The organism is Providencia sp. PROV200 (genome assembly GCF_049901995.1).
Taxonomy (GTDB): Bacteria; Pseudomonadota; Gammaproteobacteria; order Enterobacterales; family Enterobacteriaceae; genus Providencia; species Providencia rettgeri_E.
Genome location: NZ_CP096307.1, coordinates 2,233,694 through 2,252,653 on the forward strand (window position 1 = coordinate 2,233,694; position 18,960 = coordinate 2,252,653).

General features: G+C 39.3%; 17 protein-coding genes. 4 read left to right on the forward strand and 13 right to left on the reverse strand.

The window, feature by feature from the left end:
- Nucleotides 1–35: 35 nt before the first annotated feature.
- From M1E86_RS10245 to M1E86_RS10260, 4 genes are all read right to left on the reverse strand, one after another.
- Nucleotides 36–2,318: an FdhF/YdeP family oxidoreductase gene (locus M1E86_RS10245; protein WP_125893034.1), complete on the reverse strand. Its 2,283-nt coding sequence runs from the start codon at nucleotides 2,316–2,318 to the stop codon at nucleotides 36–38.
- Nucleotides 2,319–2,603: 285 nt separating this feature from the next.
- A complete protein-coding gene (locus M1E86_RS10250; protein WP_319862399.1) occupies nucleotides 2,604–2,891 on the reverse strand; it encodes a DUF333 domain-containing protein in 288 nt (95 codons plus the stop codon).
- 58 nt (nucleotides 2,892–2,949) lie between these two features.
- On the reverse strand, nucleotides 2,950–3,282 hold the full coding sequence (locus tag M1E86_RS10255; protein WP_125893030.1) for a DMT family transporter: 333 nt from the start codon (nucleotides 3,280–3,282) through the stop codon (nucleotides 2,950–2,952).
- 109 nt (nucleotides 3,283–3,391) lie between these two features.
- On the reverse strand, nucleotides 3,392–4,591 hold the full coding sequence (locus M1E86_RS10260; RefSeq protein WP_125893028.1) for a sugar transporter: 1,200 nt from the start codon (nucleotides 4,589–4,591) through the stop codon (nucleotides 3,392–3,394).
- 368 nt (nucleotides 4,592–4,959) lie between these two features.
- Between M1E86_RS10260 and M1E86_RS10265 the strand changes: the two genes are divergently transcribed.
- A complete protein-coding gene (locus tag M1E86_RS10265) occupies nucleotides 4,960–5,181 on the forward strand; it encodes a DUF2594 family protein (protein ID WP_125893026.1) in 222 nt (73 codons plus the stop codon).
- A 176-nt stretch (nucleotides 5,182–5,357) separates the two neighbouring features.
- On the opposite strand, the gene M1E86_RS10270 is transcribed toward M1E86_RS10265, so the two are convergent.
- From M1E86_RS10270 to M1E86_RS10300, 7 genes are all read right to left on the reverse strand, one after another.
- Complete coding sequence (locus tag M1E86_RS10270; protein WP_213912662.1) at nucleotides 5,358–5,636, reverse strand: hypothetical protein; 279 nt, start codon at nucleotides 5,634–5,636, stop codon at nucleotides 5,358–5,360.
- A 199-nt stretch (nucleotides 5,637–5,835) separates the two neighbouring features.
- Nucleotides 5,836–7,218, reverse strand: coding sequence for an alanine/glycine:cation symporter family protein (locus M1E86_RS10275; RefSeq protein ID WP_125893022.1), 1,383 nt, complete (start codon nucleotides 7,216–7,218; stop codon nucleotides 5,836–5,838).
- A 345-nt stretch (nucleotides 7,219–7,563) separates the two neighbouring features.
- The gene (gene htpX, locus M1E86_RS10280) at nucleotides 7,564–8,445 is read right to left on the reverse strand and encodes a protease HtpX (RefSeq protein ID WP_125893020.1); all 882 of its coding nucleotides are present in this window, start codon (nucleotides 8,443–8,445) and stop codon (nucleotides 7,564–7,566) included.
- Nucleotides 8,446–8,849: 404 nt separating this feature from the next.
- On the reverse strand, nucleotides 8,850–9,545 hold the full coding sequence (locus M1E86_RS10285) for a cell envelope biogenesis protein TolA (RefSeq protein ID WP_426099079.1): 696 nt from the start codon (nucleotides 9,543–9,545) through the stop codon (nucleotides 8,850–8,852).
- A 284-nt stretch (nucleotides 9,546–9,829) separates the two neighbouring features.
- The gene (prc, locus tag M1E86_RS10290; protein WP_125893016.1) at nucleotides 9,830–11,872 is read right to left on the reverse strand and encodes a carboxy terminal-processing peptidase; all 2,043 of its coding nucleotides are present in this window, start codon (nucleotides 11,870–11,872) and stop codon (nucleotides 9,830–9,832) included.
- 19 nt (nucleotides 11,873–11,891) lie between these two features.
- Nucleotides 11,892–12,581: an RNA chaperone ProQ gene (proQ, locus tag M1E86_RS10295; protein ID WP_125893014.1), complete on the reverse strand. Its 690-nt coding sequence runs from the start codon at nucleotides 12,579–12,581 to the stop codon at nucleotides 11,892–11,894.
- 110 nt (nucleotides 12,582–12,691) lie between these two features.
- Entirely contained in the window at nucleotides 12,692–13,174 is a 483-nt protein-coding gene (locus M1E86_RS10300; protein WP_213912660.1) for a GAF domain-containing protein, read from the reverse strand.
- Between the two features lie 132 nt (nucleotides 13,175–13,306).
- On the opposite strand from M1E86_RS10300, the gene yebS reads away from it, so the two are divergent.
- From yebS to M1E86_RS10315, 3 genes are all read left to right on the forward strand, one after another.
- Nucleotides 13,307–14,533 carry a PqiA/YebS family transporter subunit gene (gene yebS / locus M1E86_RS10305; RefSeq protein WP_213912659.1) on the forward strand — a complete coding sequence of 409 codons (1,227 nt, stop codon included), beginning with the start codon at nucleotides 13,307–13,309 and terminating at the stop codon, nucleotides 14,531–14,533.
- Nucleotides 14,508–16,847: an MlaD family protein gene (locus M1E86_RS10310; protein ID WP_213912658.1), complete on the forward strand. Its 2,340-nt coding sequence runs from the start codon at nucleotides 14,508–14,510 to the stop codon at nucleotides 16,845–16,847. Before yebS ends, M1E86_RS10310 begins: the two co-directional genes overlap by 26 nt.
- A 148-nt stretch (nucleotides 16,848–16,995) precedes the next feature.
- Nucleotides 16,996–17,229: a DUF1480 family protein gene (locus M1E86_RS10315; RefSeq protein WP_102138682.1), complete on the forward strand. Its 234-nt coding sequence runs from the start codon at nucleotides 16,996–16,998 to the stop codon at nucleotides 17,227–17,229.
- Between the two features lie 421 nt (nucleotides 17,230–17,650).
- Here M1E86_RS10315 and M1E86_RS10320 read toward each other — a convergent pair whose 3' ends face one another.
- Entirely contained in the window at nucleotides 17,651–17,998 is a 348-nt protein-coding gene (locus M1E86_RS10320; protein WP_125893006.1) for a DUF2511 domain-containing protein, read from the reverse strand.
- Nucleotides 17,999–18,062: 64 nt separating this feature from the next.
- Nucleotides 18,063–18,959, reverse strand: a complete 897-nt coding sequence (gene copD / locus M1E86_RS10325; RefSeq protein WP_213912657.1) for a copper homeostasis membrane protein CopD — start codon at nucleotides 18,957–18,959, stop codon at nucleotides 18,063–18,065.
- Nucleotide 18,960 lies beyond the last annotated feature (1 nt).

Here is an 18,960-nt window from a genome sequence, read left to right on the forward strand (position 1 = left end):
TTCAACATTTGGGGTTCCTAAACAATAAATTCGACTTATTGAATAACGCGTTCTAATTTCACGGGAATGTTTTTATACGCAGGAATACCACATTGCGGATCGAAATTATCTAACGAAATTAAATTATTAGCTTCAGGAAAATAAGTAGCAACACTACGGTCTGCCATATCATAAATCACGACAGTGAGGTTATCTAAACGACGTTTTGTCGGTTTTTGCTCACGATCTAATGCAATGAGATTTACTTTATCCCCCGCCTCTAATTTCTGTTTTTGGGCTTCGGCACCACTAATGAAAACAACATCTCGCTGCCCAAACACACCACGGTATCGGTCATTTAAACCATAAATTGTGGTATTGTATTGATCATGGCTACGCAATGTTGCCAAAATTAATTCGCTGTTTACGGCTGAATTCGGGTCTTCAATAACGCCTTCTGTTGGTACAAAATTAGCTTTACCTGATTGCGTTAACCAACGACGTTCAGAAGCAGCGTTAGTCAGATGGAACCCTCCTGGTATTTTAATACGCGCATTATAATCATCGAAACCAGGTAATACTGCTTCCATCGCATCACGGATCAAGTCGTAATTACCGATAAAATCATCCCATTCAACTTTACTATTCGGTATTGCCGCTTTCGCTATTCCTGCGACAATCGCACACTCGGATTTAAGATAAGGGCTACAAGGTTTAAGTAGACCTTTTGATGCATGGACCATCGACATGGAATCTTCTACCGTAACACATTGCACGCCACTGCTTTGTCTGTCTATCTCGCTACGCCCTAATACCGGTAACAAGAATGTCTGCTTAGCGGTTAATAAATGAGAACGATTCAGTTTAGTGGCTGTATGGACAGCTAAATCAAGCTTTTTCATACCTGAAAAACAAGCGTCTTTGTCTGGCATTGCAACTGCTAAGTTTCCACCCATACAGATTAACGCATTGGCTTTGCCTTCAGAAATCGCTTGCATGCTCGCCACTGCAGCATGGCCAAATTCACTTGGTGGTTTAAAACCAAATCGTTGTTCAATTTTGTCTAAAAAGCTTTTTGATGGTTTTTCCGTAATACCGACGGTTCTGTCACCCTGAACATTCGAATGACCGCGTAATGGGCAAATACCTGCACCTTCCCGACCAATATTTCCTTTTAGTAGCAGTAAGTTAACAAGTTGCTGAACATTCTGTGTACCATGTTCGTGCTGAGTGATCCCCATGCCATAACAGATAATGGTACTTTTTGCCTCAATATAAAGGTCAGCAATCTCTTCAATAGACTCACGTGGTAAACCAGAAACCCTTAAGATATCTTTCCAGCTTGTTGTCTGTAAGTCATTTTTTAAAGCTTCATAACCCTGGGTATGAGTTGATATGAACTCAGTATCAAGAATAGGCTCGTTTCCTGCCTCTACAGCAGCTTGGTGCTTTTCAATCAACAACTTCATGACGCCTTTAAGTAGCGCGGTGTCTCCACCGACACGAACCTTATAATAGTGCCCTGCTAAAGGTGTAGACTCTAGTGTTAACATTTCTACTACGTCTTGCGGGTAGGTAAAGCGCTCAAGACCACGCTCTCTTAAGGGATTGATTGCAATGATTTTTGCACCGCGTTTAGAAACTTCACGCAATGAACTCAACATCCTCGGATGGTTAGTTCCTGGGTTATGGCCTATGCAAATCACTAAATCCGCTTTATCAAAATCATCTAACAATACTGTCGCCTTACCGACACCAATGGAATCAGCAAGACCAACACTCGTTGGTTCATGGCACATATTTGAACAATCAGGGAAATTATTTGTGCCATATTCACGAGCCAATAATTGATATAAGAATGCGGCTTCATTTGAAGTCCGCCCGGAGGTATAAAACTCAACGGTATTTGGATTGGAATAACTCTGTAAACGTGTCCCTATTTGCTGAAATGCATCTTCCCATTCGATTGGTTCATATTTATCTGTTTGTGAATTATATTTCATAGGATGCGTTAAACGTCCCTCATCCTCTAAATGAAAATCATCCCACTCAAGTAATTCTGTAACGGTGTATTTAGAAAAAAATTCTGGGGTTGTTTTTTTAGATGTTGCTTCCCAAGCAATGGCTTTTGCCCCATTCTCACAAATATCAAATGACGCTGTGTGTACCGGATCAGGCCACGCGCAACCAGGGCAGTCAAAGCCATCCACCTTATTCATTTCAAACATCGCAATGATATCGTGCCCGATTTTCATTTGGCCACGTAACGCTTCTGCAACGGCTTTAACAGCACCCCAACCAGCAGCTGGGCCATCATACTCTTCAATTTTCTTTTTCATTTGGCATTACTCTTTAATAAATGTAAACATCTTTATATGTGGTTTTATAATTATCGAAAATATTCTTTATTATTTAATATTAGTAATATCATCATTAAATATCAATAATTAAAATAAACACCTAAATAGATGCTCATATTTAGATAGCCCGTATATGAATAGTGAGAAATATAATTAAACAAAAATAATTCGGGGTATTAAAATAGATTACAACCAAAGGAATATAGAGAGTTAATTAATCTTATATTAATAATTAATAAAAGATTAATTAACTTTATAATAAAATTATATACAAGAACCCGATTGTATAATGTCAACAGCGCAACGCTTACCATTCGCAAATTGACATACTGCAGTTTGTGAGCCATTTAATTCTAATGTCAGTGCAGGCAAGCCTCCCGCTGACATGCAAGCTTCTTGCGCACCTGGCCCTAAATTGACTACTTGCTTGGCGTACTGACTCGCAGAATGTTCCACAGATTTATCTACGTTTGAGCTACCACACGCAGATAACATGACAGATATAAACCCAGTGAGTGATATTGCTATTACGGGTTTTAAAAATTGACTCATCCGATGCCTCATTCCTTGTTTCTCCAATCATGCTGCCTGAATATTCTGCACCAACGATTTAGTGCCCACCACTTTTTGAAAATAAATTGATGACTAACACACCAACAATAATTAATAGCATACCAATAATTGCAGGTAAATCGAGTTTTTGGTTGTAAATATAAATTGCAGCGATGGAAACCAGCACAATTCCCAAACCTGACCAAATTGCATAAGCAATCCCTAATGGCATGGTTTTTACTACCTGTGAAAGCCCCCAAAAAGAAACTGCATAACCAATAATAACAATCAAAGACGGCCAAAAACGACTAAAACCATCAGATGCTTTTAATGTGGTCGTTGCAATGACTTCAGCAATAATAGACATCAATAAAAAACCTAGACCCTTCATTGTCTTTCCTTATTATTAGAATGCGTTACTTAGATAACAACAAAAAAGCTCTGTTTATCATTAAAATAACACAGAGCTTTTTATCTTTACATCATAATGAAAATGCAAGTTACTGATTTACAGCGGTACCTGTTTTATCGCTGAGGGTAACACTATAACGCTTGAACAAATAGACACATAACGCGAAGGCGATAAGACCAATCACACCACCAATATAACCAATCTGGGTCATCCCCATATGGACAATAACTTGATTACCTAACAGTGCTCCAGCGCCAATACCAATGTTGAAAATTCCAGAAAAAATTGACATTGCCAAGTCGGTGGCATCTGGAGATAAATCAATCACCTTAACTTGCATTCCTAAACCAATGCACATCATTGCCATTCCCCAGAATACGGATAACATCACCAAAGACCAAACATCTCTACCTAATGGCATCAGCAATAATAAGCAAATCGTCATAAATGCGATTGCTGCGGGTAAAAAAGATAATGAAAATTTGCTGCTATAGCGGCTAAATATGACGCTACCAACAATACCGGCTCCACCAAAAATTAGCAGGAGTAAAGTGGCAAAGTTTTGGCTCTGTAATGCAACCTCTCGAACAAAAGGCTCAATATAACTGTAAGCCGTAAAGTGCGCCGTCACTGCTAACACTGTTAATGCAAACATGCCAACGAGTGCCGGTCGTTGAAATAACATAGGCAAACTTTTTAGCGAGCCAGAATGTTCACTTGGTAAACGAGGTAAAAAACGGATCAACACAACCATAGTGAACAATGCAATAACACCGATACCTAAAAATGTCGCTCGCCAACCCAAGAATTGCCCCACCACTCTGCCAAGGGGAAGACCCAATACTGTCGCTAATGCAGTCCCCGTCGCTAATAATCCAAGCGCTTGAGCTTTTTTACCTGCGGGAGCAACCCGAATAGCCAACGATGCCGTAATTGACCAAAATACCGCATGAGATAAAGCCACACCAATACGTCCTGCAATTAAAATATCAAAACTCCATGCAAAACCAGAAATAATATGGCTAATAATAAAGATAACAAATAAGAAGCCTAATAATTTACGACGCTCTATTTTACTGGTTAATAACATTAGAGGTAGCGACATCAAAGCCACAACCCACGCGTAGATTGTTATCATCAAACCAGTATGTGCGACCGTCATATCAAAGCTTTTTGCAATATCACTGAGTAATGCAACAGGCACAAACTCTGTTGTGTTAAAAACAAATGCAGCAACCGCTAATGCTATTACACGGATCCAAGCTGTTTTTCTAGAAACTTGCGTCATATTTCTTTTAGCCTTCACTTTCCCACAAATAATAGATACCAATCACCTAATTGGGTATAAAAATTGCTGCGAAAAGACATTGGTATTTAGTACAGGATTGAGACGTTACTGAGCAACTTTGGTTGCCAATAAATCTTTTTGTGAATTGTATCACAATTTTTCATTACTCATAAAGGCTCCTTTCCACTTACCGGTAAGAAAAACAGCGAGCCTAGAGGCGCTCTCCCTCCTACATGCTATTTAATTGTTCGTTCAAATTTAACTCATTAATCTGAATATTTATAACATTCAGTTATCTGAAAACACATAGTATTACTTTCTATGCTACAATCTTGCTATTATTTTTTTATGATTAAAGGACCTTTTTAATGAAAACCCATTTTCCTACTGAACCTAACGTTAATACTTTAGCGGATGAAGTTACTTGTCTAAAAAATTTGCTGACGCATATGCTAAAAGCTATTGGTCAGGCTGATGCAGGTAAAATTTTAATCAAGATGCAACGTGAAATTGCACAGATGGAAGACGAAAAACAGGCAGAAACCTATAAAAACACGTTAGAACAAATAAAAACAGGCTATCGCCAATAGATTATTTAGCGATAAATGCTATTTTAAGGATATATATACTATTGCGTGGTTTAAACTGCACAAATAACTAAGTTTTAATCATGAAAATCATCTATCTTTATTCATGAATTAAACCATTCTTTATTCATTTAGCTCCCCCTTCAGAATCCTATGAAGGGGGCTTTTTTTTCTACAACTTATGCATTATTCCGCTTATAAATATCTTGGCAATGCTGAATATATTCATCAACAGTCGTATCCGCGGTTTGTTTGTCCCAGCTTTTCTGCTCTTCGAAAGCCCACATTTGAAATGTTTGCCCTAAGTTAGCCCCTGATATGCCAACTTGCTTATATACCCGATGGTAAAAACCTTGCTCAGAATGATAAATCTCAAATTTAAATGGAACTAACCTAGCGGGGTTTGTCGTTGTCAAAAAATCATTACCAAACAATAACGTTTTCTCCAGAATATCCATTCTATCCCCTTGTTTAATTTATAAAATACGCATGGTTTACAACTTCTCTTCTAAGCATAGCGCATTTAACGCCATTCCGTAATTTTACTGATAAAAATAGATGATTTATATATTACCCATCGATAAGCTTTATGAATAAGAGGGGGATATTGAAGAAACAATAAGCTTCATCATTAAAATGAAGCTTATTGCCAATCAATTATGATTTATTGTCGTACAACTGTTTTGCCATATCAATGCTATCTGCGTTCACATCTTTTATATGGTCACGTGTTAACCGGTAAACAACAGGGCTTAAAAGTAACAGAGCAATCAAATTAGGGATCGCCATCATTGCATTTAGTGTATCCGCCAATAACCAAACAAAATCAAGCGATTGCGTTGCCCCAACTGGTAAAGCTATCAACCATAAAACTCGGTACGGCTTTATTGCTCGCAATCCAAATAAATATTGCACACATTTTTCACCATAGAAACTCCACCCTAAAATGGTAGTAAATGCAAATACGGCTAATGCAATAGCAACAATGTAATTTCCACCAGGAATGGCTGTTTGGAATGATGATGCAGTTAATGTCGCGCCAGTTTCACTGGTCAGCCAACCACCAGTAATAATGATGGTTAATCCCGTGACAGAACATACAATGATAGTGTCAATGAATGTCCCTAACATCGCAATAAGCCCTTGGCGAATAGGATTTTGTGTTTTTGCAGCAGCGTGGGCGATAGGTGCACTTCCCAAACCCGCTTCATTGGAAAACACGCCTCGCGCAACCCCAAAACGTATTGCAGCCCATACAGCCGCACCCGCAAACCCACCTTGAGCAGCAACAGGGTTAAAAGCCGAGGTAACAACCAAAGAAAGTGCCGCAGGGATCTCAGTAAAATAAATACCAAGCACAATGATGCCTGCGCCAAAATAGGCAACAGTCATAAATGGGACAAGTTTTCCTGCAACATCAGAAATACGTCGCAGCCCACCAATCAATACCGCACCAACTAATAAAACTAAAGCCCCTGCGGTCAACCATTTATGCACACCAAAGTTACTTTCTAGTACATCAGCCACTGAGTTCGCTTGTACCGTATTGCCGATACCAAAACTGGCACATGCACCGAAGAAGGCAAACAGTGTTCCCAGCCAAATCCATTTAGGGCCTAATCCATTTTTAATATAGTACATTGGGCCACCAATATACTGGCCATATTTATCGACTTCACGAAAACGGACAGCTAACACCGCCTCAGAGTATTTTGTTGCCATCCCCACCAATGCCGTCATCCACATCCAAAACAACGCGCCAGGTCCTCCCATGACAACCGCAGTTGCAACCCCGGCAATATTCCCCGTACCAATCGTTGCCGATAACGCAGTCATTAATGCATTAAAAGGTGATATTTGTCCCTCACCTCGTGATTCATTCTTTTGAAACAATAACTTAAAACCTGTTCCAATTTTCCTTATCGGTAGGAATGCAAGTCGAATTTGCATATAAATACCAACGCCTAAGATCCCAACAAGCATTGGTACTCCCCACACCACACCATTTAGTTCACTTAACCACGTCGTTATCAAATCCATCCTACCCCCAATCAACTCACATTAATTAACATACAAATAAAATTTATAACAATTCCTTATCAATCTAATAAAGATTAAAAGTAAAATAAAAGCGAACAAAATTTCAATAATTCATCATTTAAAATAAAAGATTGTGAGTAAGCTCACTTGTGATTTATCGATTGCAGTTATAAATACAATTAATTGCGAGCCGTCATTAAAATTGAGTTAGTTGAATATGAATGGGTATTTGGGAAGGGATATGTGTGCATCCTGCATCAATAAAAATGCCCAGTAATTAAACAATTACTGGGCAGATACTAAAACCATTGTCTACATAAGACGCACTTTAGATAATTATTTAGGCTACTTTAAATATTGACCTGAACGTAATGCTTCAATGCGCTTGTCTAATGGTGGGTGTGATAAAAATAATTCACTGAATGCTTTACCACGACCATTGATGCAAAACGCCATTAAACGGCCTTCTTCTTGTGGCTCATAGCTGGTTTTTAACCGTTGCAATGCCGCTATCATCTTTTCACGACCGACTAATTTTGCAGAACCTGCGTCCGCATGGAACTCACGGTAACGAGAGAACCACATCGTAATGATGCTTGCCAAAATACCGAAGACGATTTCAAGTACCATGGAAACCGCAAAATAGACCATTGGGTTACCATTGCTACTTTCACTTTCGTTATCACTGTTGGACATAAAACCTGCCGCAACCTGTGCAATAATACGAGAAATAAAAATAACGAACGTATTCACCACACCTTGCAATAAGGTCATCGTGACCATGTCACCATTTGCGATATGGCTAATTTCATGAGCGATGACCGCTTCCGCTTCATCGCGGCTCATATTTTCTAATAACCCAGTACTCACCGCAACAAGTGAAGCATCACGGCGTGCGCCCGTAGCAAACGCATTGATATCTGGGGCATGATAAATAGCCACTTGTGGCATCTGAATACCCACTTGTTGTGCTTGGCGCGCAACGGTTGATACTAACCACTGTTCGGTTTGGTTCCGTGGAGTTTCGATAACTTCACCGCCCACTGATTTCAGGGCCATCCATTTGGACATTAAGAGTGATATGAAAGCACCACCAAACCCAAACAGACCCGCCATAATCATAAGGCCTTGAACACTACTCCCTCTGATCCCAGTTAAACTTAGGATTATCCCAAACACAAACATAACAGCCAGGTTTGTGAGTAAGAATAAAGCAATTCTCATCATTTTTTATGTATTCCTTGGTAAAAACAAATATACGTAGAATTTACTTTATAAATAAGGTTTTTTCACACTATTTCAAGTGTATTAACGCGAAAACCCTAAAAAATAACATAACTTTACATAGCCACATGCAAAACTCATTCATATACGCTAAATAAATAATTACTTTTTATAGGAAAAATTTTAACCACTTGTTTTTACAGGCTCATTTTATAACCATTTAAATTTAAAGTTATTTTTTATTGAAACGATAAAGCTAACTCGTCAATTACCAAAAACAATTTGGTGTATTTATCTATCTTATCACTTACTTTGTTCACCAAACGAATGAATATTCAATTTTACTTTCATTTTATTAAAAAATAATGCCACATTAAGTGGCACTATTTTGCTGTTTTATTTTCGGACTAATTAGTTTTCTCTTTAGTTGATCTTGTTGTTTGTTCTTTTACTGTTTTAGCTGACCCTTTATCCGCAGCTTTAGATGCTTTCTCTTTCACCGCTTTTGCTGACTCTTTATCCGCAGCTTTAGACGCTTTCTCTTTCACCGCTTTTGCTGACTCTTTATCCGCAGCTTTAGACGCTTTCTCTTTCGCGGCTTTTGCTGACTCTTTATCTGCAGCTTTAGATGCTTTCTCTTTCACCGCTTTTGCGGAGCCTTTATCTGCCTCTTTGCTAACTTTATCTTTTACGTCTTTAACTTCTTTATCCGCAGCTTTGCTCGCCTTCTCTTTTACTGTCTTAGCTCTGCCAGATGCTTTGTCACTGGCCTTGTCTACTTTATCAGAAACGGTTTTACTGGCTTTGTCACTCGTATTTTTTATTGAATCAGAAACCGATGACTTACTCGATTGCTTGACTGCACCTGTGCCAATCACTGCCCCAGCCGCTTTTGCTTTACTGTTAATATCATTTTTTAATTCTCTCGTACACACTTGCTCTGAGCGGCTAGTTGCCCCGTCATTACAGATAAACTTCTCCCCGTCACAACGGTCAATTCCACCTTTACTTCCAGAACATGGGTAATTTCTTGCATTCGCTGTATTAATAGATGCAACCATCATTACACTAACAGCCATTAATCCTATAAATAATTTACGCATGATATTGCCTCGTTGATAAGGAAACTATACCAAAGTTTAGGATAAATTAAGTAAAGGTAAAGAAGCCTATAAATAATTATTAACTTGAGTTAGTTATTTTAAAAAATAAAATAACTAAAGTATAAAACCGCATAAATTTAGACATTACTTATTAAAAACACCAAATTCACAATAAGTTGATATTGCGTTTTTCGTTTAAGATATGTATTAAATCGGTACTGTAATGACTCAAAAAATTAAGCCAGCTTAGGCGCTGGCTTAATTCGAAAAATAATAAGAGAAAATTATTTATTATTTGATAATAACTTAGTGTGTTGGTTAGCCAAATCGACTGCCATTTTCACCGTTTCATCGAGGTATGGATCCGGCCCTTCGTAATCTTTAGGTAAATCATCAATTGATTTCAGTAATGGTTTACCTTCTCGAGTATTACGTTCATTTATACGTTTCAATTTTGTCGCTTCAATTTCTGAATCTTCTTTTTGTCGCTCAGCATAGTTGAGTGAAATAAGATTCTTACTCTCTTTGTTAACTTTATAGCGCGCAATATCTTCATCAATATAGTTGAATTCAGGATCTTTGCTAATACGCGCCAAATGTTGCGTTTTTATTGGTGATAAATCAGAAGCAACATCACCAACAGGCGTATATTTTGCCGGTGGGATGCTATCCCATGGCAATGCATTATCCTCAAAGCTTTCACCTGTTTCAGCTGGATCTTGGCCTGTAGGCATCACCACATCAGGGGTTACCCCTTCACGTTGTGTACTACCGCCATTAACCCGGTAAAACTTCTGAATGGTATACTGGACAGAACCTAATGAAGGCCATTCTGGTTTTAGCATTTGATCGTAAACACGGCTCAGACTACGGTGCTGCTGAACGGTACCTTTACCAAAAGTCGGCTCGCCCACAATCATCGCCCTACCGTAATCTTGCATTGCCGCTGCAAAAATTTCAGATGCAGATGCACTAAAACGATCGACTAAAACAACGAGAGGACCTTTATAGTAAATAACATCGTCATCATCGATATCTTGGCGAACTTGACCGTTATTATCACGAACTTGAACAATTGGTCCTTTCGGAATAAACAGGCCGGATAACGCAACGGCTTCAGTTAATGCACCACCACCATTACCACGTAAGTCAATAACCAATGCCGAAACATTATCTTTTGCCAAGTTTTGCAATTGTGTTTTAACATCATTCGTTAAACCGACATAAAAACCAGGAATATCTAAAACAGCGACTTTATCTTTACCTTGCTGCTTAATCGTCAACTTAACCGCTCGGTCTTCTAACCGGATCTGCTCCCGAACTATCGTGACAATATGTGGCTTCGCCCCTTTAGTATCAGAAACGACTTCTAACCGAACTTTGCTTCCTTTCGGCCCTTTGATTAAAGCAACCACATCATCAAGGCGCCAACCAACCACATCAACAATCGGCTTACCTGTTTGACCTACACCGATAATTTTATCACCGACTTTTAGCTCTTTACTTTTAGCTGCTGGGCCTCCAGCAACTAACGAGTTAATAACCGTATTTTCGTCATCTTGCTGTAATACCGCACCAATTCCTTCTAATGATAAACTCATTTCTGAATTGAATTGTTCAGTATTACGAGGTGATAAATAACTTGTGTGCGGATCGATTTCACGGGCGAAAGAGTTAACGATCAATTGAAACACATCTTCACTTTGCGCTTGCGTTAAACGCCTTAACGCAAAGTTATAACGTTTTGTCAGTTTCTCTTTGATTTCTTTATCATCTTTCCCTGAAAGTTTTAAATTCAACCAGTCATAACGCACTTTTTGGTCCCAAAGACGATCAAGTTCTTGCTTGTCTTTGGGCCACGGTGATTTAGAACGGTCAACTTCAATTGAATCAGTCGCATTTAAATCGATAGGTTGCTCTAAACGAGCCAATGCATATTTAAAACGCTCGAAACGCCTTTCCTGTGACAGGTTATACAGGTCATAAAACGTATCTAATTTGCCATCCTCAAGCCACTGACCGACTTTGCCTTTATCTTTGGCGTATTGCTCAATATCAGATTGGAGTAAAACATTATGACCAAAATCTAGCATATTAAGATAACGGTCAAATATCTTCCCAGAAAACGCATTGTCTAAATCAAATTGACGATAATGTGAGCGAGTGAACCGAGATGTGACTCTTTCACTCACAGTGCCGTGTTGTACACTCTGTTTTAAGACAGGTAACTGAGCCGCAGTGACCGGAGCCACTGCTTGAGTATTAGCGACCGCACTGCCGAAAGTTGCTAGACTTACCACCAGTGCAATTTTAAGAAGTTTGTTCATGACCTGATTGACCTCCGTATCAGAACTTTAAATGTTCCGCGCGTACAATCATTGCCAGCCCTGTTGGCAATTGAACCCTGACACCATCTTTTGCAATTTCCAGCACAGAAGCGTCCATCACACTAGTGCCCACTTTCACTTTCAAAGTTTGGCCAATCTGTAGTGCGTTGATGTCAGTCACTGATTTCAGGTTTTGCTCTGGAGCTGGTGTATTACGGCGAGGGTTTTTAGCTGATGTATTTTGCGGACGTTCTTTATTCTCTGTTGGACGGCGGCGAGGCGCTCTTTCTTTAGTTGCATTTTGAGTACGCGGTGTTTTTTCACCCGTTTTTTGTGCAACTGGGCGTTTTTGTGCTTTTTGTTCAGCACGTTGTGCTTGAACACGAGCTTTAGCCTCAGATAACTGTTGGCGCGCATGAGCAATATGTTCTGCGTCTAATTCACCACAATCTTCACCGTTTAGGTCAACGCGTTTGGCGCCCTCTTTAACACCGTAAAGATAACGCCAGCTAGAAGTATACATGCGTAATGCAGAACGCAATTGCGTTTTACTAATACCATCTTCTTCTTTTAAGCACCCTACGATATCTTGAAAAATTCCGACTTTTAACGGACGTGCTTCGCCTTCAGCGATAAAACAGCGAGGAAAACGCTCTGCTAGAAATGCGATAACTTCTTTACTACTATTCAACTTAGGTTGATTTTCCATGAAATTTCCTGATAACAACGATTTTGCCAACCTCACGGGCATGAACAAGCCGACATTATAATCGTGTTGCTGACAATTGCCACGTTACTATTAATTTAACTGACCATTATTTAATGATATTTAGGCATAGAACACATTGCCAAGTGTTGACACAACTGGCTTACAAGGTGCAGTAACCCTTTTTCATCCTCTTGGTCGAATTGGCTAATATTTGGGCTATCGATATCTAAAACCCCGATAGTTTGCCCATTAACGACCAAAGGAAAGACAATTTCTGCGTTACTAGCTGCATCACAGGCAATATGACCTGGGAATGCATGAACATCTTCTATACGCTGAACTTGGTTATTGGTAAAGGCTGTTCCACAAACGCCTTTACCAAAAGGGATCCGCACACACGCAACCTTACCTTGGAAAGGCCCCAGTACTAATTCTTGCCCATTACTGAGATAAAAACCAGCCCAGTTAACGCCTTCTAAACATTCATATAAAAACGCACTGGTATTTGCTAAGGTTGCAATTAAATCATACTCACCTGCAAGTAGAGCAGAGAGATTGTCTGAAAGTTCAAGATAATACTTCTTTTTATCCATAATTATTTCTTGTAATAATCAAGCAATTAATCAAATATTTGTAAGCGTAGTCCTAAGATTACCAATTTGTCACTTTGAGGTAAATTCTTTTACACTAGATTACATCTAGGTAACCACCTAAAATGAGTCAATATGAGCCACATTAATCACACTGATTTGCTTTTTCAACGCTGTAATCATTGCAATCAGAAACTACTAACTCCTCAATTCAGCAGACGGCAAGTCGTTATTTGCCCTCGCTGTCAGAGCCAACTTAATGATGGGCGGTCTTGGTCACTTAACCGTTTATCGATATTGGCTGTCACATTATTAATGCTTGCTCCTATTGCATTTTGGCAACCACTCATTTCTATTCATTTATTAGGAAGCCAAATCAACGCAAATGTCATTGAAGGTATTCACTTAATTAACCAACAGGGGGACCCATTTACAGCCAGTATAGTGGCTTTTTGTGCTATTGCCGCCCCCTTGTTATTACCAATTTTAATTTTATTGTTATCCATTGGTCAGCGCATCAATTTGAACCTCCGGCCTATCCTTTTAGTGCTAGGGCATATCAAAGAGTGGGTTATGTTAGATGTTTACCTGATAGCATTAGGTATTGCCGCCATTAAAATGCAAGATTACGCAAGTGTATTCATTGGACATGGTTTAGTCGCTTTTATTACCATGTCGATTCTCAGCTTATTAATTCTCATCCATATGAACCTAGATGAGCTATGGCATAAGTTTTATCCCACGAATAATAAAAAAGCTCAAGATAGCACATTAGCTTGTACTGCCTGTCATTACACTGGGCCTGCGAATTGGAATGGGAAATGCAGGCGATGCCATCGTCCTCTTCATTTTCGGGAACCTCATAGCTTACAAAAAACCTGGGCCGCACTAATTGCTGCCATGGTGTTATTATTTCCTGCTAATTTAATGCCAATCTCTATTTTTTATCTCAATGGACAGCGTTTAGAGGACACCATCTATTCTGGCGTCGTTTCTTTAATTGATACAGGTAACTGGCCAATCGCAATTATTGTATTCATCGCCAGTATATTAGTTCCATTTATTAAGATTATTATCATGATATTGCTACTATTTTCTATCCATTTGAAAAGCAATACTGATCCTATTCTACGTATGAAATTACTCAAGTTTGTTTCATGGATTGGTCGTTGGTCCATGTTGGATTTATTTGTCATTGCCTTAATGATGACACTTGTTAATCGAGATCAGCTGATGTCTTTTACTATGGGGCCTGCCGCTCTGTATTTTGGTTCAGCCGTTATTTTAACAATTTTGGCTGTTGAGTGGTTAGATAGCCGTTTAATTTGGGATTCTTATGGAAAATCAAAACCCGCAAAATGAACCCTCTGAGGAAATATCAGAAGCCATATTGCGTAAACGCAAACAAATTTCGCCTTTCTGGCTATTGCCTTTGGTCGCTATTTTTATCGCAGGCTGGCTTTTGTTTCAACATTGGACTGAACGAGGTACAGATATCACGATTGAATTTACATCTGCGCCTGGTGTTGTCGCCAACCGAACACCTATCCGATACCAAGGCGTAGAAGTTGGCTTAGTACAATCCGTTGCTATCAGCAAAAATATGAAAACCATTATTGTGACCGCTAGTGTGAATAAAGATATGCGGCCGGCCCTAAATTCAGGCACTAAATTTTGGTTAGTCACCCCCAAAGCATCATTGGCTGGCGTTTCTGGCCTTGATGCTCTGGTTGGTGGAAATTACATTGGCATGTTACCCAGCACGGGAACAGAGCAGTTCTCTTTTGTTGCACAAGATACGCCCCCACAACTCAATATTGATAAAGGTGAGTTACTTATTCACCTTACAGCCCCAGATCTAGGCTCATTGAATGAGAACTCCCCTATTTATTACCGGAAAGTGCCTGTTGGTTATATTTCGGACTACACTATTTTACCTGATAACAACGGCGTTTCCATTTCTGCGGTAGTAAAAAAACCTTATGTTCATTTGGTTCGTAAAGAGAGCCAGTTTTGGAATGTATCAGGGCTTCAAGGCAATTTTGACCTTAAGTCTGGCGCGAGCCTAAAAATGGAAAGCCTTTCTGCCGTTATAAATGGCGCCATTGCTTTTGACTCACCACAAAACAGCCCACAAGCGGAAGAAGGGCAAAAATTTGTTCTACAAAGTAGTAAAAAAATCGTTAAAACCGAAGAACAAGATGGCAAATCTCCCCTTATGCTAACACTTTGGGCACACGATACTTACGGTGTCGATAAAGAGCAACCTATTGTTTATAAAGGTATCCAGATTGGTGAAGTGTTACAGCGTCACCTAGAAGCTGAGAAAGTCAATTTTAGTATCTTAATATATGATGAATTCAAGCACCTTGTTCGTGAAGATAGTAAATTTATCGCAAATAGCCGAATGGATATCCAATTAGGCCTTAATGGACTGCAATTCCAAGGCGCCACCCCTCAAGAATGGCTAGATGGCGGCATTCATTTAATTGCAGGACAAAGCAAAGAAAAACTCCCTGAAACGTTTCCTTTATATCGTAGTGATGATAATGCAAAAGCGGGTATTTTGGGGGCTTTACCGCCCACCACTATCACCCTCAACACTACAACACTACCCGATATCCAAGCGGGCTCTGTTGTTCTTTATCGCCAATTTGCCGTCGGTAAAATCATTGCCATTAAACCAACTAAATCCGGGTTTGCGATCAATGTAAATATTTCAAATGAATATCTTCACTTACTCACTGAAAACAGTGTATTTTGGGCTGAAGGTGGCGCAAAAGTTCAGCTTAATAGTAACGGTTTAACCGTTCAAGCTGCACCACTGAGCCGAGCCATTAGCGGTGCGATTAGCTTTGATAACCTTGATGGTAGCGTCGCCAATACCGCTCGCCAACACACACTTTATCCAAATGAAACCTCAGCTAAAGCGATAGGAAGCATCATTACCTTAACAACATTTGATGCATCAAAACTCTCAGAAGGCATGCCTATCCGTTATTTGGGCATCAATATTGGCCAAGTTGAATCATTAAAATTGTCATCTGATAAACGTGAAGTGCAAGCAAAAGCGATCCTATACCCTGAATATGTCAGCACTTTTACCAAACTAGGAAGTCGTTTCGCTGTTGTAACCCCTGAATTATCGCCCGCGGGTTTAAATAATTTAGATAGTATATTACAACCCTATATTAGCGCAGAACCGGGACGTAATAATAAAAGCCGTTATCAATTTGAGTTACAAGCTGCAAATATTACAGACTCACGTTATCTAGACGGTTTAACTATTTACCTTGATGCGAGTGATGTCGGCTCCGTTCAAGTTGGCACGCCTATTTTATTTAGAGGCCTAGAGGTCGGTGTTGTTACCGGTCTATATTTGGGAGAGCTTTCCGATCGTGTATATGTTGCCACACGCATTGGCAAGGAGTACCAATATCTGATTCGCAGCAATACCGAGTTTTGGCAATCCTCCGGTTTTAATTTTTCATTTGGTTTAACGGGTGGCGTTGCTAAAAGCGGAACTTTCAAACAGTTTGTGCGTGGTGGTATCTCCTTCGCAACCCCGCCGTCAGTACCTTTAGCCCCACAAGCTAAGCCTGAACAGCATTTCATCCTAAAATTGGAACCCCCTAAAGATTACATGGCATGGGGAACGTCTATCCCTAAAAAATAACCACTATTAGGGTGCATATTAACCACATATTGCACCCTTTCCTAATACACACCATAAAAATTATTTTGGAAATTAATTCCATTTGTACTATGCTTAACTTCGTTGGGCTGATTATATATGGTTAAAATGGATAAAGTGAGGTGCAGTTATGTGTATTGTGAAATTGAAAATATCTTCCTATGAAATTAATGATGCGATTATGGCTTCCCACAAAAGCGATACCGTTAGTATTCCGTGTGATTCTGATACTGACTTCTGCATGCAACTTGATGGATGGGACGAACATACAAGTATCCCGGCAACTTTAGATGAGAAGCCAGTCTTACTCTACCGTGATCGTTATGACAAAGAAAATCATCATTGGGTGATGAAACTAGCTTAATCATTTTGTTTGTAAGCTTAGGCGAGTGGCTAAGTATATAAATAGACAAGAACTGATAAGCTGATATGAAATGAAAACGAATAAAATTATAGGCAAAAAAAGAGGCCTGGTAGATTCCGATTACCGGGCCTTGGGAAATGGCTCTGGCAGAGCCGTGCGCTAAAATTGCCATTGAGACGTAACAAAGTACACTCTAATACTAGCCTTCAATGCACGTTCTTACCATGTTTATTATCAATAATTTTACATATTATTAACACAATTTATTTCTTAATTTTCTAAAGTTGAACTATTTGTTTATTAGGTTGAACCTATACATGCAATAACTCAAACCTTTCAATCAATCAACGCATTGAATAATATTGATAATTTTCTAATTCTCCACATCCCTTATAGGCTGATAATTTAATTAGCAATACACTTAATTGCCTATACACAATTTTTTTGCCGCTTCTTTTATCGGCAATATTCTTTCCTCTACTGACTTGGCGCTATCAATAGGCTTAAGGAGTACATCAATTGGTTGCGCTTTGATCTCTTTCTTATTCATCAGCTCAGTCGCTATTTCATTGAGTGGATATTGCATTAATGTGGCAGGGTTAATGACGACCAAAGCCCCATTATGGCGGCACTCTAACATGACCTCCTCACGAGTAAATGGCCAATCAGCACCAAATTGTTTTTTACTCACAGATGTTAACGGTGCAGAAAAAGCCGTACTCACAGTTCCACCCAATAATAGAGAGCAAATAATGAGTTTAAGTTTCATGATAATGACCTTATTGAACATTAAATATATCGTTGCATATTATCAATTAAATATAAAAGTTTCGCTAGATTGGTTGGTAGCTTGCAAAAATCGCCACAGAAAGGATCGCCATAGTGCCTAGCAATAACTCAACCCAACTGTTAATGATTAGGTAATTCACCCGCCCTTTTTGCCTAATGTTCGGTACGATGTAATAGCGATTGATAATAGCTAACAAAAGCATTCCACCCACTAAAATGATCTTAAGCCAAAGTAGTGATTGGTATTCTGACCCCGAGTAGTTTAATGGCCAGCCAGGCAAAAGAATTACCGCACTGATGACACCCGTTATAATAACCAGTGCAACAGCGATATGGCCCAAACGTGAAAAACGCATCATGGTATTCACAATGTGTTTATCCATCCCTTCCGCCATCTCTTTTTTATTGCGTAAAAATTGAATGCAAATTAAAAATGGCCACAGACCACCAAACCAATAGGCCGAACTAATAAGATGAACAAACTGATTAATGCGATGAAGCACCCCGATTGCGCCATCATGCATCGCTGCGTGCCCAATAAAAGCATGCAGACCAAGTAAGATGACCGAAAAGATTAATATTAACGTTAATCGTAATTTGGTAGGCTTTACAAATAAAACCAAGAGTAATAATACCGATGACAAAAGCTCCCAACGCCATATTTGACCGAATGACGTCCCGAGTACCCCTTGCCATATCGCCCAGTCGATACTATCTTCCCAACCATCCCCCATCAAACCTGCTTGCGCAAGCATCCAGCTAAAGGTCGTTAATACAGTAACGATAGCGCAGAAGAAAATGCCTTTATTCAAATAGCGGCTTAGTAAATAATTAAATGACCCGCGGCTAAGTAACACTGCAAATATTGACATTCCGCACATCAATATTGCAGCGATAAAATGAACAAAGCGAATAAGTGTGTAAAAAGCTTCTAGTGACATA